At 55.7% G+C, this 14532-nt stretch carries 10 protein-coding genes; 6 read left to right on the top strand and 4 right to left on the bottom strand.

Annotation, left to right across the window (positions count from 1 at the left end; all coding sequences use genetic code 11):
• Positions 1-82 precede the first annotated feature (82 nt).
• From RQ935_RS03805 to RQ935_RS03795, 3 genes are read left to right on the top strand one after another with little or no spacing between them, the layout of a single operon-like run.
• On the top strand, positions 83-718 hold the full coding sequence (locus RQ935_RS03805; RefSeq protein ID WP_311497278.1) for an SAF domain-containing protein: 636 nt from the start codon (positions 83-85) through the stop codon (positions 716-718).
• Positions 715-2043: an ATPase gene (locus RQ935_RS03800; RefSeq protein ID WP_311497277.1), complete on the top strand. Its 1329-nt coding sequence runs from the start codon at positions 715-717 to the stop codon at positions 2041-2043. The genes RQ935_RS03805 and RQ935_RS03800 overlap by 4 nt, the downstream gene beginning before the upstream one ends.
• Entirely contained in the window at positions 2036-2572 is a 537-nt protein-coding gene (locus RQ935_RS03795) for a DUF6912 family protein (RefSeq protein ID WP_311497276.1), read from the top strand. Before RQ935_RS03800 ends, RQ935_RS03795 begins: the two co-directional genes overlap by 8 nt.
• Here the strand turns inward: RQ935_RS03795 and RQ935_RS03790 are convergent.
• The 3 genes from RQ935_RS03790 to RQ935_RS03780 are packed head-to-tail and all read right to left on the bottom strand — an operon-like array spanning position 2569 to position 7847.
• Positions 2569-5745, bottom strand: coding sequence for an SMC family ATPase (locus RQ935_RS03790; protein ID WP_311497275.1), 3177 nt, complete (start codon positions 5743-5745; stop codon positions 2569-2571). The genes RQ935_RS03795 and RQ935_RS03790 overlap by 4 nt on opposite strands.
• Entirely contained in the window at positions 5742-6992 is a 1251-nt protein-coding gene (locus RQ935_RS03785) for an exonuclease SbcCD subunit D C-terminal domain-containing protein (RefSeq protein WP_311497274.1), read from the bottom strand. The genes RQ935_RS03790 and RQ935_RS03785 overlap by 4 nt, the downstream gene beginning before the upstream one ends.
• A gap of 60 nt (positions 6993-7052) precedes the next feature.
• Positions 7053-7847: an inositol monophosphatase family protein gene (locus tag RQ935_RS03780; RefSeq protein ID WP_311497273.1), complete on the bottom strand. Its 795-nt coding sequence runs from the start codon at positions 7845-7847 to the stop codon at positions 7053-7055.
• Between the two features lie 68 nt (positions 7848-7915).
• On the opposite strand from RQ935_RS03780, the gene aroA reads away from it, so the two are divergent.
• From aroA to RQ935_RS03765, 3 genes are all read left to right on the top strand, one after another.
• Positions 7916-9301 (top strand): 3-phosphoshikimate 1-carboxyvinyltransferase, encoded by a 1386-nt coding sequence (gene aroA, locus RQ935_RS03775; RefSeq protein WP_311497272.1) that lies wholly within the window; start codon positions 7916-7918, stop codon positions 9299-9301.
• A complete protein-coding gene (locus tag RQ935_RS03770; protein WP_311497271.1) occupies positions 9298-10356 on the top strand; it encodes a ribosome small subunit-dependent GTPase A in 1059 nt (352 codons plus the stop codon). Before aroA ends, RQ935_RS03770 begins: the two co-directional genes overlap by 4 nt.
• 150 nt (positions 10357-10506) lie before the next feature.
• Complete coding sequence (locus RQ935_RS03765) at positions 10507-14232, top strand: multifunctional oxoglutarate decarboxylase/oxoglutarate dehydrogenase thiamine pyrophosphate-binding subunit/dihydrolipoyllysine-residue succinyltransferase subunit (RefSeq protein ID WP_311497270.1); 3726 nt, start codon at positions 10507-10509, stop codon at positions 14230-14232.
• A gap of 124 nt (positions 14233-14356) precedes the next feature.
• Here RQ935_RS03765 and RQ935_RS09800 read toward each other — a convergent pair whose 3' ends face one another.
• Positions 14357-14431, bottom strand: coding sequence for a 50S ribosomal protein bL37 (locus RQ935_RS09800; RefSeq protein ID WP_370446369.1), 75 nt, complete (start codon positions 14429-14431; stop codon positions 14357-14359).
• Positions 14432-14532 lie beyond the last annotated feature (101 nt).

Here is a 14532-nt window from a genome sequence, read left to right as displayed (position 1 = left end):
ATAAAACCACCACAAAAACAGTCCTATGCTTCTATACTTTAATGATATAAAGCCTTTAAGCAGGTTTTCGGGGAGGTCTCGTATGCCTATTGGTTCGGAAATATCAAGTAAATCTCGGTACTTGAATCGGCGTACCGTGCTGGGAATTGCTCTGATGGTACTGGCTGTAATCCTGGTCATCGTTACGGTGCGTTTGGCCAGCCACCTTGAGGGTTACTTGGCGGCAAAGACAACGCTCGTTGCTGGACAAACCGTACAATCCGACGATGTTGAGGTTATTTCAGCAAATCCAGGTCGGGCGGCGGGGCAGTACCTGCGCGAAGGTGAGCTGAAGGAAGGCACAGTGGTCGTGCAAACTATTGCCGTGGGACAGTTGATCCCCAAAGCCTCACTGAGCCAAACCAAGCCCTACAATAAACGGATCGTTCTCAATCTCGCCGCGCCTCTGCCAAGCAGCGTGAAAAAGGGTGATTACCTTGAGATTTGGCAGCTCCCTGACGAAAAATCTGCCAGCGCGTTCAAGCGGGATACCCCGCTGGAAAATGCTCAGAAACTGGCGGAAAAAGCCGTGTTCTTGGCAGAGAAAAAGTCGGAAACGGCTCTGGGATCGAAGAATCAGACTAATGTGGAAATTAGTGTTCCGGAAGAGGACTTGTCGCCTATCCTCGCTGCTGTAGGTACGAAAACTCCGCTGATGGCGATACCGGTGTCATCATGAGTTTCATCGGGGTGGCGACCTGCCTGAATCCGGATTTGGAAGCGGATATTATCCGGACTATTGAGTCAGATTCCCTGCCTCTGCAAGTCATTCGGCGCTGCCGTGACGCCACGGAGCTGTTATCGATAGCCAAAGCGCATCTGGTGCAGCTGGTAGCGGTGGACACCGAGATGCTGGAACTGGAGGGTGCCACTGTCCAGGAGCTAGCCGCCGAAAACGTTGCCATCATTGCTTTTGCTCCGCTCGAAGACGTGGATCAGTTGAACAGTCGAGGGGGAATTTCGGTTTTAGCCAAAGCCGATCCCCGAGTGGAAGAACCTGAACAGAGCGAGGCGGCTCGTCTGCTGGGACAGATGATGTCCGCCCTGATACCTCCCCCGCCCCCCAATCCTCGTGAAGAATTCGGCACCGAAAATGCGGAATTGGTCGGTTCAATAGGTCAGATAATCGCTTTTTGGGGTCCGATGGGAGCGCCGGGAAAGTCTACGCTAGCTCTGAACATCGCCTCACGTTTACGAAATTTTGGTCGGGTCCTGCTGGTCGATGCCGATACAGTCGAGTCATCTCTGGTGCAGATGCTGGGGATTGCCTTAGACACTTCCGGGGTGGTGACTGGATGTCGTCTAGCGGAACAAGGAAAGTTGAAACCGGAAAGTTTCCCGCAGTTGGTGACGCGGGTGGGTTTCGGAGTTGACCTGTTGACCGGACTGACCAAGGCAGAGCGGTGGCGTGAGGTCGGCCAGCACGCGTTGTCAGCTCTTTTAGAGATGGCTCGGATTAACTACCGCTGGATTTTGGTGGATTTAGCGAGTGGTGCAGACGACCAGTCGGATTTGCTGGCGGCTATGGGGCCGACCCGTTACGGAGCTGCCTTAGGAGCTTTTGACGTTGCCGACTTGGTGGTGGAAGTCGGTCTGGCTGACCCGGTGGGGATTCGCCGGCTGCTGGTCAACCACAATTGGGCTCGTGAACAGGAACTTTGGAGCTGCCCGACGTTGGCGGTAGTGAATCGCGGGAGGGCTTCCGTGGGAGGGGCGAACTGGCGCAATTCCATAGTTCGTGTCGTGTCCGCTTCGGTTTCAAACCTGCCGGTGACGGTGGTGCGAGAAGCCGGAGAAGATTTTGACCGTGCTCTGGTGGCCGCTTGTGATGTGATGACGGCGAATCCTCGCGCTGCGGTTCTGGAGGACCTGGAAGGGCTGCAGAATGAAATTTTTAAACAACTCGGTTTGCTTCCCCGGCGCGGCTCGGGACGGAGCAGGATTCGGGAGAGCAAACTGTTGAAGTTTAAACGCGACGAACAGAAGGAACCAGAAAATGAGTGAAGCCCCCCAACGGACGAAAACGATTCGTGCCTACATCGCGCTGTGTCCCCAATCCCTACAGGACAAGACCTGGGAGGGTGCGCCGGTCACGGTCGTGGACGGGGCCTGGTGCGCCGCTGCCGGTTTTCCTGCTCCCAGCGAGCTGCACGGGGAGGACCGAGAGGTGGCGGAAGACGAGGCTTTACACGCCGCCGCTTTGAAATCTTTAGACACGCAAACCGAAAGCTCCCAGCCGCTCCGGGTGGTGGCGGTGGCGGAAGTCGCGGACACGGACCTGCGACCCTGCCACCCGGAATTGGCTGGAGGATACATCCTGACCAGACCGATTCAGTATTCTGAAGTGGTTTCCTACCACGTAGACGAACCGGCGGCTGGCGCAGAAGTGGCAAAACTAGCGCAGCTGCGCGCGGGGCAGGCCGCCCATGCGTCAGGGGCGGGGGAGTCCCCCCAGGACTTAGAGTTTCCGGAACTGTTGTGGTTCGACGGCTCCGAACTCGAGGTCCTGCGAGACTTCCTGGGCTTGAGCTAGACCGTATCTAAACCGTTGATTTGTAGGTAGGAGCCAATCTTGCGTTTCCCGCCTGGTTTCAGTTCCGTGGTGTTGCCGCTGTGGTAGTTTCGCACCTGAACCTGGAGGGGAATTTCCTCTTGCAGTTCACTGACGTGTGAGATGATTCCTACGCAGCGTCCTCCCTCCTTCTGCAGACTATGCAGCGTGTACATGACCGCCTCTCTGGTGTCATTGTCCAAGGTGCCGAAACCTTCATCGATGAAAATGTTTTCCAGAGTGATGCCGCCCCTTTCTCGTTGCACGACTTCGGAAAGCGCCAAGGCAATAGCGAGTGAACAGTAAAATTTTTCGCCCCCGGACAGCGACTTTGGCGGTACCACCTTGTCCTGAGCGCCGTTGTACATTTCGATGCCCAGTCCGTGATATTTCTGATTGCGGTCCGACTCATAGTTTTCGTTATGCCTGATTTCGTAGTATCCCCCGGAAACATCAGAAATCAACTGGTTAGCTACAAAAGTCACCTGTCCCAGACGCTTGCTCAAGTAGTAAGCGCTCAAAGTAGTTTTCATCGTGTTCTCCCCATTGAGTACTTGAGATAAACGTTCATAGCCGGCAATCTTTGACGCTTTTGCGTCCCATTCCTGTTTGGTCTGTTCGTACCTTTCCTTGTGGGTGCACAAATTTTGGTGGGAACTATCCAAAGACGCCGACTGTTGGGTGAGAGAGCTATACTCCTGCTTGCTGGCTTCGGTAGCTGCTCGAAGGCTCTCCAGGTCGGGAGGCTTGACTGCAGCTTTGTTTCGGTACACGTCGGTATCCAGTTTCGCGCGCAGTTCAGCTACTTCGTTACGGTGAGAAGAAACTGTATCTTGGTCAGTCTCCAGAAGCTGGCGAGGCTTGGCGTAGGTCTGAGCTTCGGCTACTGACTCGAAACCGTGGTCTGTCAATGACTTGCGCAACGTTTCATGAGCGCTAATCCACTCTTGGCGGATTGGCAGCCAGGAATCATAAAACTTGGCGAGCTGTTTGACCGCTTCCAGACTGTGCAGGTTCGTATCTAACAAGTCTTGCGGGTCGGAATCGGAATCAAAATCTGCCAACTCCGCTCGAATTTTGTCAGCAAGTGACTGAATATCCTCGTGGAGGTTTTCAACCTCCGCGCTTAATCCTGCTTCCTGTTTGATGAGCTTTTCACGCTCGGTTTGGTTTTGTTTGTCTGATTCTTCCAGTTCGGAAATTTTCTTTTCCAGCTTGGGTACTTGCTTGCTAGCTGCAGCGGATTCATTGACGGCCTTCTCGGCGTCAGCGAGGGCAGCAACCAAGGACTTTATATCCCGGCCCTGGAGCTGATCCGTAACTGTTTGCAATCTGGTGCTAATCTTAGTTTCCTTATTGTTTGCCTCAGAGAGCTTGTCGTGTGCTTTGTTGGCTTCGCTCACAGCCGCTTCATAGTCCTGAAAGGTTGTTTTGTCAGACGTTTCGGCTGCGGGATGCGGATGATCCAGAGAACCGCAGACCGGACAGGACTCCCCGTCCTGCAACTGTGCCGCCAAGCGAGACGCCGCGGTATCAGACCATTTTCGCAAAACGGACTCGGCGTTTTCCTGTGCCCGGTCGTAGCTTTCTTGCAGACGGGCAGCGTTTTTCGTGGCAGCTTTCAAATCCTTGGCTAACTTTTCAGCCGATTTTGCCCAATCGTGGTGCTCCTGAGCATTTTTCAGCTCTGTCTGCCGGCTGGGCAACCCGTCCGCAAGCTGCTTCTGTTCTCGCAGTATCTGGCGCTGTTTGTCCAGCGCTTCTGTGGTTTTTTTAGCAGTGTCGCTGAGCTGGCTAATCTGACTGCGCAGAGACTTCAGCTGTTCTTCCTTACTGTTGGCAGCGGTAGTTTTTTGACTCTGAAGGGAGAGATTGGCTTTGATGGCCTCTAGTCTCTTTTGGTTGTCATTAATCTTTTCGCTCATCTCATCGCGCAGGTCAGACAAATTTGTGCTGGGTTCCTCCCCTTCTAGCCAGGTTTGCAATTTTGTGTCCGACAGCTTGGATACTCGGTCCCTAAATTCGGCTAAATCCGTATCGTTATCGACCAGCTGTGTCAAAGAACCAAGAATACTGGCACGCTGGTGCTCGGCTGACCGGTAAGGTTTCTGCTCTGCCTTCTCGCTGTCCATGACGGCGTTGGCATGCACGGCTTTCTGGTTGCGTTGGTCCAGTTGTTCAATTTCGGTTGTCTTTTCGGAAAGTTCGGCAAGTCTTTCAGTCATCCGTCGTGCCTCTGAGATGACGCTCTGCTCGGTTTCCGCTGTAGTGAGTTTTGTCTGAGCTGCTTGGTATTTTTTCTGAGCTTGCTCGGCGGCGTCTGTAACCTTAGTGGCTTCTTCGCGCAAAATTTTGGCGGCGCTAGCAAAGAGGGGCTCTCCGGCTTGCTCCAAAGCAGAAATCGACTGAGCCGCCCCGTCTTTTGCCGCTGCAAATTCCTCCAAAGCTTCTTTCCAAGCGGTTTCATTTTCAACAGTAATCTCAATGTTGGAAAGATCCGCATACACAGTTGTGAGAAGCTCACCTAGATGCCTGGTGTACTCTTTGGTGGTTTCCTTGCCTTTCGAGGCACGATCCTTAGCGGCTTTTTCCATGGCAATAAAGCTTTCCGCCCCGAAAAGATTGGATAAAACCTCATGCCGTTCGGCAGCCCCTGCGGTCAGGAACTGCTGAATCTGACCTTGGGGAAGTATCACCGTCTGCAGAAAATGTGATTTCTCCAGGCCGAGGATTCTCACTACCTCTTTCGTGACGTCTCTACCTATCGCAATGGGTTCGGTAACGTTGTCAAAATCCGGGGTAGTTGACACCTTAAGCTGGGCTATGGATTGAGTGACAGTCTTACGCCCTGGCTTCGTAAAGGTTACCGTGCGACGCAGCTCATAGAACTTGTTGTGGGCGGAGAACACCAGCACGACCTCAGGAGGATAGTCCTTGTCCCAGTAGTAGGAGAGAATACGATCTGTTGCGGAATCTCTCTCACCGGCTACGTCTCCATACAGAGCGTAGACAATTCCGTCCAGGATAGTGGACTTTCCCGATCCGGTATTGCCCGTAATTAAGAACAGTCCCGACTCGGCCAATGCATCCAGGTCCAAGGTGGTGCGCTCGTAAAAACTCCCCACCCCTTCAAGAGTAAGTTTATGGAATTTCATTTCTCTGTCCCCCCAACGGTGTCTTCATATATTTCGGTTAGCAAAGCGAGGTCTTCCTTTGTGTCAATGCCACAGGTACGTAAGAATTCGGTGGCAATCTCTAACTCAGAAAGTTCCCGAAACTCTGCGCCAGATTGCAGCGTCCCGTTCAGAGTTCCCTGGGAATGAGTGAGCTTCAACATTCGCGGGAAAACCGCTTTCAGTCGGTTATAAGCGTTTGGTGGCAAGGTCGTTTCAGTCAGGTTGATGCTACAAAAGGCCTGATGCCAGGGCTGGTAGCGGGAGTCTTCCGGGTTCGTTAGGTCCTCGATACTGCCCTGTAGCCGTGTCACTTGATAAGGCAGTTCTAAGGGTAGCTTCTCGACCTTGACCTGGTGATCGGGGTCAACCTCGACTAAAAGGGTGCATTTCTCGTTGCTCTCACTAACCCGATAAGGCAGAGGAGACCCCGCGTACCAGGCCGTGACTTCAGTGCCATCTACCGGATACGCCCCGTGAATGTGTCCCAGAGCTAGATAGTTAATGCCGCGGCCTCCTTTCAGTCCACCGGCGATCTCATCCAACAGGGAAATCGGAATCGGATAGAGATTTCCCAGTGGTTCCACTTCTTTATCCGGATCTACCTGTGTTAGATAGTCATGAGCCATCGCGAGGACCGGCACGTCCGTGTTCCTCCGTTCCAGATCCCTCCCGATGCGGCGCAGTGCCGCGCCAAACAGTACTTCCGGTTTTCCCGCCAGCAACGGCGTCGGGTCGTCTTTGCTGGCGGGCTGCTTCAAAGTGTCATCGAGATGACGAACCCCGCCATTGTCAACCCACGTGGATAGCTCCGCGCGATCCTGGTAGGGAGACAGGTAGGGGATGGGGTAGACCAGCGCGCCGAGTTCACCGTCGGGTCCTGGAACCTCGATAGCGGTGCCAACCTGGGCAGCTTTCGTCACGATATTGACTTCCGGCAGAGTGAATCCCTTGGCAAAACCGAGCCGGGAGGCTCCGTCGTGGTTACCGGCAATGAGGATGATTCGAGTCATTTGTCGTGCCTCATTCAAAAAACCGGACAATTTGTCCAAATCCGCGTCGCCTGGATTGGGTTTGTCCAATACGTCGCCCGAAATCAGCAAAGCATCGGGATGGTGCGCTTCAATTTGCGCCAGGATTTGCCTCAGGAAGTTGTCCTGGTAGGAGGCCAGGTCATAGTTCATAAAGTCCCGGCCGAGATGCCAATCAGAGGTGTGAATAAACTTCATGGCTCAAGCATAAGAGCAACCCCGGGGGCGAAAATTTAAGAGTTTTAAAAACCCCGCAAATTAGTCTGTTTCTGAGCCGATATACTGCAAAACTTGGGAATGCAGACGGCCATTAGTAACTACTGCCCCCGGCCCGTTCACGCCATCCTCACCGGTGAGGGACGTGAACTTACCGCCAGCTTCGGTCACGATGGGATACAGCGCCCCCATGTCCCACAGATTCAAGTCCGGTTCCGCTGCAACGTCCACCGCGCCTTCCGCCAGCAGCATGTAGGACCAAAAATCGCCGTAGGCACGAGTCCTCCACACCTGCTGAGAGAGATTCATGAAGCCTCGCAAACGATGAGCCTCGGCCCATTCGCCGATAAGCGCGTAGGAAAAGGAAGCCTGATTCAGGTTAGAGATACGTGAAACTTGCAGCTGGCGTGCCGAGGAACGCGACCGGCCGGTCCACGCCCCACTGCCCGCGGCAGCCCACCACCTAAATCCTAGGGCGGGTGCGCTGACCACCCCCATCACCATCTTGCCGTCCTCCATTAGCCCAATCAGAGTAGCCCACACCGGGACCCCGCGGAGAAAATTCGCGGTGCCGTCAATCGGGTCGACGACCCATTTCCGGGCTGCTAAACCGGTGCTGCCTTCTTCCTCACCCACGATGGCATCCCGAGTTCGCGAATGTGACAGGTGTCGCCGGATGAGTTTTTCGGCGGCTTTATCCGCGTCGGTTACCGGCGTCAAATCCGGTTTATCGCTGACTTCCAAATCGGGAGCCAAGAAACGCTTGGTGGTCAGGGCGTCTACCTGGTCTGCCATAATCAGTGCTAACTGTAAATCTTCTTCCCAGCGACTACTCATGTTCTAAACCTATCCCTAGAAACGCTTAGAAACGGTCAACGGCGCGATTTTTCCATTAAGCTGAACCTATGCAAGCAACAGTTTGGCGGGCTCCCCGCGCGAAAGGTCCCGTTTTCGGTGCGGTGAGACTGCCGGGTTCCAAGTCTTTGAGTGCCAGAGAATTGTTGCTGGGTGCCCTCAGCGATACCGAGGCCTCTCTGACGGGAGTCCTGTTCGCTCGTGATACGGACCTCATGGTGCAAGCACTGCGCTCACTGGGGGCGATTATCGAGCCGTGGCCCCCAGTTGTGGACCAACCGGTACAGATTACGCCTCTGGCCCAACTGTGGTCGCAGTCAACTTCCGCAGTTTCTCCGGGCGGTTTGCGGGATAATGCACCCGTTACGGTGGATTGCGGTTTGGCTGGAACTGTCATGCGCTTTATCCCCGCCGTGGCGGTGGCGTTGGGGCGCGCCGTGCGGTTGGTCGCCGATGCGCAAGCAAATACGCGCCCGATGCGGCCTCTCTTGGATGCTCTGACTCAGTTCGGAGCCCATATCGAGTACGAATCCTCGGATGGGAGCGTATTTCCCTGTACGATTTATCCTCCCGTAGGGCGCCTTGCTGCGGAAGTCACCATAGACGCTACGGCTTCCTCGCAGTTCGTATCAGCCCTGTTGTTGGCGGCTCCGCTGCTACCCGGCGGCTGTACCGTTCGTTCCAAAACTGCGGCGCTGCCTTCGCTGCCGCACATTGAGATGACCTTAAAGTGCCTGTCTCAACACGGAGTTACCGTTACACCGGGCAGCTCCGAGGATAGCAATCCCTTCTGGCACGTGGCCTCAAAACCGGTTATCGGCCAGGACGTCCTCATCGAACCGGATCTCTCCAACGCCGGACCGTTCTTGGCTCTGGCAGGTATTGCGGGGGGGCGGATTTCTATCCCCACCTGGCCCGCGGAAACCACTCAAGCAGGAGCGTCCTGGCTGGAGATTTTGCCGAGAATGGGCCTGCACGTGGAGTGGAACTACGGGGTGTTGACGGTTTCTAGTCAGGGTCCGCTGTGGCCCATAGACGCCGATTTTACCGCGGTGGGCGAGCTGGTTCCCACCGTGGCGGCTTTGGCCGCTTTTGCCCCTGGAACTTCCCGATTGCGGGGTTTGCACCACCTGCGGGGTCACGAGACAGATCGTCTCGAAGCGCTCCGCACCGAACTCACGACCGTCGGGATTCCCTGCGAAATAACCCCTGAGGACGACCTCGTGATTACCGGTGTCAGCCCCTCCCGGCTTGTGAACCAAGACCCGGAATCTCCCCCGCTGTTGCTGCACAGTTACGGGGATCATCGACTAGCGACCTTTGCGGCACTCCTGGGATTGTACTATCCGGTACAAATCGATGATATTGGTGCCACCACCAAAACTCTGCCCGATTTCACAAAAATGTGGGAACACCTGTTGGGAGCAGCCTCTTGAGTCGCCGCGACATTGGCACCGATGATCCGCGAGTACACGTGCGCCCGGGGAAGGGCAGCCGCCCCCGCACGAAGAAGCGCCCCAGTTTTGCGCACGCTGAGCCCGGTATGGTCGTCGCTGTGGACCGGGGCCGGTTTACGGTAGCGATTAGCGCAGACCGCATGGTGCAAGCCGTTAAGGCGCGGGCGCTGGGGCGAAAGGGCGTCATCGTGGGGGACCGAGTGGGCGTAGAAGGAGACACTTCCGGCACTCCTGACACTTTGGCGCGCATCGTCACCTTGGAGGATCGCCAAACCGTCCTGCGCCGCAGCTTTGACGAATCCGAGGCAGGAGCGCGAGAAAAACTCATCGTTGCCAACGCCACCCAGATGCTAATCGTGGTCGCAGCGCGTGACCCGGAACCAAAACGCGGCATGATTGACCGCGCGATAGTGGCGGCTTTGGACGCGAAGGTCACCCCGCTGCTGGCGGTAACGAAAACGGACTTGGATTCTGCCCAGGAACTTATCGCAGACTACGAAGCTATTGGAATCACAGTGTTTGCCCTGAACAAACACCTCTACGAACCTGTAGTTCTGGCGCCACCGCTGGGAGAGACCAACCCGCAGGCCCCGCCGCCTGACCCGGTCGCCCCAGGACTGGTGGCGCTCACGAAACAGTTAGCCGGTGAAATCACGGTCCTGCTAGGCCACTCGGGGGTAGGGAAATCTACCCTGGTGAACGCGCTGGTTCCGGGCGCAAATCGGGCGACCGGGACAGTCAACGCAGTGACCGGCAAGGGCCGACACACTTCGACCTCGGCGGCTGCCTTACCGGTGGCTGCACAAGGGTGGCTCATCGACACTCCCGGAGTGCGCTCCTTTGGTTTGGCTCATGTTGATGCGGCGGGATTGCTGCGCGGATTTTCGGAACTTTACGCGATAGCCCAGGACTGTCCGCGAGGCTGCACCCACGGTGTGGACTCTCCGGATTGCCTACTGGACGAACACCCGGAACTAGCGCTGCGTTTGGCGTCTTTCCGGAGCCTATTGACCGAGATTCCGTCAGCCTACTGAAAAGGGAAAGTCCGCAAATTCCCAAGGATAACTAGAACTATAGTAAATCTTTGTCAAGGTCTGAGAAATAAGGTGAAATTCCTAGGCTAAAAGTCCTAAATTAGGAGCACAACGGAAAAAATTTCCAATGACCTTGAAAGGGAAAATATAGTGGCCGAGACACAGTCGTCGAATAATTCAGCCTCCGAAGAAGTTATTGCTCAGCTTCACGCCCAATACCTCGCGGATAAAAGTTCAGTTCCCCCCGAATGGCAGTCGTATTTTCAACAGATGGAAAGCCTGGGATTGCTGCCGGGAGCAACCGCTGGCACCACCTCTGAACACGCAGAAGGCGGCGAAACAGCTAAACCTGTTGAGGAATCCCGTCCTGCCGGACTTGATGCCCAACACTCTGACCGCCCGCCGCTGCCGCGTTCAGTCGTTCACGCTCCGACTTCGCCCTACGCCGCAATGGTGGCAAAGCAGCACTATGATGCGGCAAGGTCTGCCTCTAAAGGTGAGGACCGTTCGGAACGGCTGAAGGGTGTCTCCGCCGCGATTGCGAAAAATATGGACGCTTCGCTGTCAGTGCCGACGGCGACGTCTTACCGTCAGATTCCGGCGAAAGTGCTGATCGAGAACCGTGCCCAGATTAATGACCACCTGAAGCGGACGCGCGGCGGCAAAGTGTCCTTTACCCACTTGATTGGCTACGCCATTGTGGAAGCCTTGGTGGAAACCCCCGATGTCAACGTGCGTTATCGCCTGGAGGACGGCAAGCCGCACATTGACCATTTCGCGCACGTTGGTTTTGGACTGGCGATTGACTTGCCGAAGGACGATGGTTCGCGTCTGCTGGTCACGCCCGTCGTGCACAATGCCGACACCCTGTCTTTTGAAGAATTCGTCCACGCTTACGAAGAACTCGTGAAAAAGGCTCGTGACGGCAAACTGGGAATGGAAGACTATTCCGGCTGCACGGTGACGCTGACGAATCCGGGAACCTTGGGAACCCTCATGTCATCGCCGCGTTTGGTACAGGGCCAGGGTTGCATCATCGGGGTCGGGGCGACGAATTACCCGGCAGAGTGGGCCGGTGCCTCCGACGAACAGCTGGCCCAAGCCGGTATCGGCAAGATTATGCATATGTCCTCCACCTATGACCATCGGGTCATTCAAGGAGCCTTGTCCGGCTCTTTCCTGGGGCTAATCGAAAAGAAACTCAAGGGTGAAGACGGATTCTACGAACGTGTCTTTGATTCCATGAAGGTGCCTTACGAACCTTTCAGCTGGGCGCGTAACAACGATTACAGCGGGGAAGGGGAGTTGTCCAAGGACGCGCGGATTGCGCGGTTTATCCACTCTTACCGTTCCCGCGGGCACTTGATTGCGGATATCGATCCTCTGGATTATCGGGTACGTCGCCACCCAGACTTGAAACTCGACGCCTATGGGCTTTCTATCTGGGATTTGGATCGGTACTTCCCGGTGGGACAACTGGGCGACAAACACAACGTCAACATGAAGCTGCGCGACATTCTGACCCAGATGCGCGATACCTACACTCGTACCGCGGGCATTGAATATATGCACATTCAAGACCCCGAACAGCGCAAGTGGATGCAACATGAGATCGAGCGCCCCTACGAACCGCCGAGCAAAGAAGTTCGTCACGCCATCATGAACCGTTTGAACGCGGCGCAGGCTTTCGAGGACTTTTTGCAAACCAAGTATGTGGGCCAAAAGCGCTTCAGCTTGGAGGGCGGTGAATCGCTAATCCCCCTGATGCTGCGGATTATGGACGATGCCGCCCACGACGGCTTGGCCGGGGTGACCATCGGGATGGCGCACCGTGGTCGGCTGAATATGCTGGTGAATGTGGCCGGCAAAACCAACAACCAGATTTTCGCCGAATTTGAAGGCAACATGAATCCTGGTTCAGTTCAGGGCTCCGGGGACGTGAAGTATCACCTGGGCACCGAATCCATCTACGAGTCTTACGAAGGCAAGACCACCAGCGTCTATATCGCGGCTAACCCCTCCCACTTGGAGGCCGTGAACCCGGTGGTCGAAGGCATTGTCCGGGCGCAACAGGATAAAGTCGGTATCGAGGGCGACTACGGTTACCTGCCCGTGCTGATTCACGGCGATGCAGCTTTCATCGGTCAGGGTGTCGTCTATGAGACGCTGAACATGAGCCAACTCAAGGCCTACACTACCGGCGGGACGGTGCACATCATCGTGAATAACCAGATTGGTTTCACGACTTCCCCGACCAATGCCCGTTCCACGAACTACTGCACTGACTTGGCTAAGGGCTTGCAGGTGCCGATTTTCCACGTGAACGCCGACGATCCTGAGATGGTCACGAGGGTGGCTGGTCTGGCCTACCGTTTCCAGCAAAAGTTCCACAAGGACGTCATCATTGACCTGATTTGTTACCGTCGCCGCGGACACAACGAGGGCGACGATCCGTCGATGACTCAGCCGGTGATGTATCACCTGATTGATAGTCATCCGACCACCCGCACGGTTTACATGAATAACCTGATTGGTCGTGGCGATCTCTCGGATGAGGAAGCGAAAGCGGAAGTGGAGGATTACCACCAGAAACTCGAAAAAATATTTGAGGAAACCAAGGAAAAGGGCTACACCCCGTCGCGGCAAGGCGAGCAGGGCGGCAACGACTGGGATTGGATCCTGCCCGCTGCTCAGACCGACGAGTCCGACGACATGATTGCTTGGACCTCAGCTATCTCGCAGGATGTGGTGGAAACCATCGGGGACGCGCACGTGGATTACCCCGAAGGCTTCACCATGCACCCCAAGGTTCAAAAGCTCTACGAAAAGCGTCAGCAGATGTCTCGCGAAGGCAACATCGACTGGGGCTTCGGCGAGCTGTTGGCGTTCGGGTCGATTCTGATGGAGGGCGTTCCCATCCGGATGTCCGGTGAAGATGCCCGCCGGGCGACTTTCGTGCAACGTCATGCGGTTGCTCACGATTTTAAGACCGGTGAGGAATGGACCCCGCTGGAATTCTTAAGCGACAGACAGGGCAAGTTCATGATTTACGACTCGTCCCTGTCCGAGTACGCGCCGATGGGATTCGAGTATGGCTATTCGGTGGAACGCCCTGAAGCTCTCACTATCTGGGAGGCACAGTTCGGCGACTTCTCGTTTGGTGGCCAGACCATGATTGACGAGTTCATCTGTTCGGCTCAACAGAAGTGGCATCAGCACTCCTCTCTGGTGCTGTTGCTGCCCCATGGTTTTGAGGGTCAAGGACCTGACCACTCCTCGGCGCGTATCGAACGCTGGCTGAGTCTGGCTGCCCAGGACAATATGTGGATTGTCCAGCCCTCCACTCCGGCTAACCACTTCCATATGTTGCGTCAGCAGGCCTATCGTCGGCCGCGGACCCCGCTGGTTGTCTTTACCCCCAAACAGCTGCTGCGTTTGAAAGCGGCGGTGTCTTCGGTCGAAGATTTCACCTCTGGTCAGTTCCAACGGGTCATCGGCGACCAAGGCAATCTGGATCCCAACGCGGTGACTCGCGTGCTAATCTGCACCGGCCGGTTGTATTACGACTTGGCGGCCGAACGCGCCAAGACCGGGGATAAAACCACCGCAATCGTGCGTTTGGAACAGTACTACCCGCTGCACGAGGACCTGAAGCCGATTTTGGCACAGTACCCCAACGCTGAACTGGTGTGGGCGCAGGACGAGCCGGAGAATCAGGGGGTCTGGACCTTCCTGAAGATGCACCAGGATGCCTTCATCGGTGACCGTCCGATTCGTGTGGTGTCCCGCCCGGCGATGGCCGCCCCCTCTACCGGCTTGGCTTCCGTACACAAGAAGCAGGCCGCTGACCTGGTGTCGCGCGCTTTCGCCCGCTAAGAGCAGTCATAGTTTTCCCCGGAAGATTGGTTTCTTCCGGGGAAAACTGCGTTTTGGGTCTTTCAGCCTAAAAGACACCGAGGGTGCGGGAAGTTTTCACTGTCCCGCACCCGCCGTTCAAGTTTTAAGCATTGGGGCGTTTGCCGTGATTAGCGGCACTCTTGGACCGCGCCCGACGCTTGCGACCGCGTTTCGACATAACAGCCTCCTTCTCAGGTTGGTAATCAACCTGCCTATTTTCACATATTCCCAGCTTTCCCGCAAACCCGCGGCGTCCCTGTCGGCCTGGAAGTGCAGGGT

Source organism: uncultured Mobiluncus sp., assembly GCF_963511525.1.
Lineage (GTDB): Bacteria > Actinomycetota > Actinomycetes > Actinomycetales > Actinomycetaceae > Mobiluncus.
This window is presented reverse-complemented; position numbering and strand designations above follow the sequence as displayed.

Coding starts and splice junctions, on each gene's coding strand:
- RQ935_RS03805 (WP_311497278.1), top strand. CDS start 83: ATGCCTATTGGTTCGGAAATATCAAGTAAATCTCGGTACTTGAATCGG.
- RQ935_RS03800 (WP_311497277.1), top strand. CDS start 715: ATGAGTTTCATCGGGGTGGCGACCTGCCTGAATCCGGATTTGGAAGCG.
- RQ935_RS03795 (WP_311497276.1), top strand. CDS start 2,036: ATGAGTGAAGCCCCCCAACGGACGAAAACGATTCGTGCCTACATCGCG.
- RQ935_RS03790 (WP_311497275.1), bottom strand. CDS start 5,745: ATGAAATTCCATAAACTTACTCTTGAAGGGGTGGGGAGTTTTTACGAG.
- RQ935_RS03785 (WP_311497274.1), bottom strand. CDS start 6,992: ATGAAGTTTATTCACACCTCTGATTGGCATCTCGGCCGGGACTTTATG.
- RQ935_RS03780 (WP_311497273.1), bottom strand. CDS start 7,847: ATGAGTAGTCGCTGGGAAGAAGATTTACAGTTAGCACTGATTATGGCA.
- aroA (WP_311497272.1), top strand. CDS start 7,916: ATGCAAGCAACAGTTTGGCGGGCTCCCCGCGCGAAAGGTCCCGTTTTC.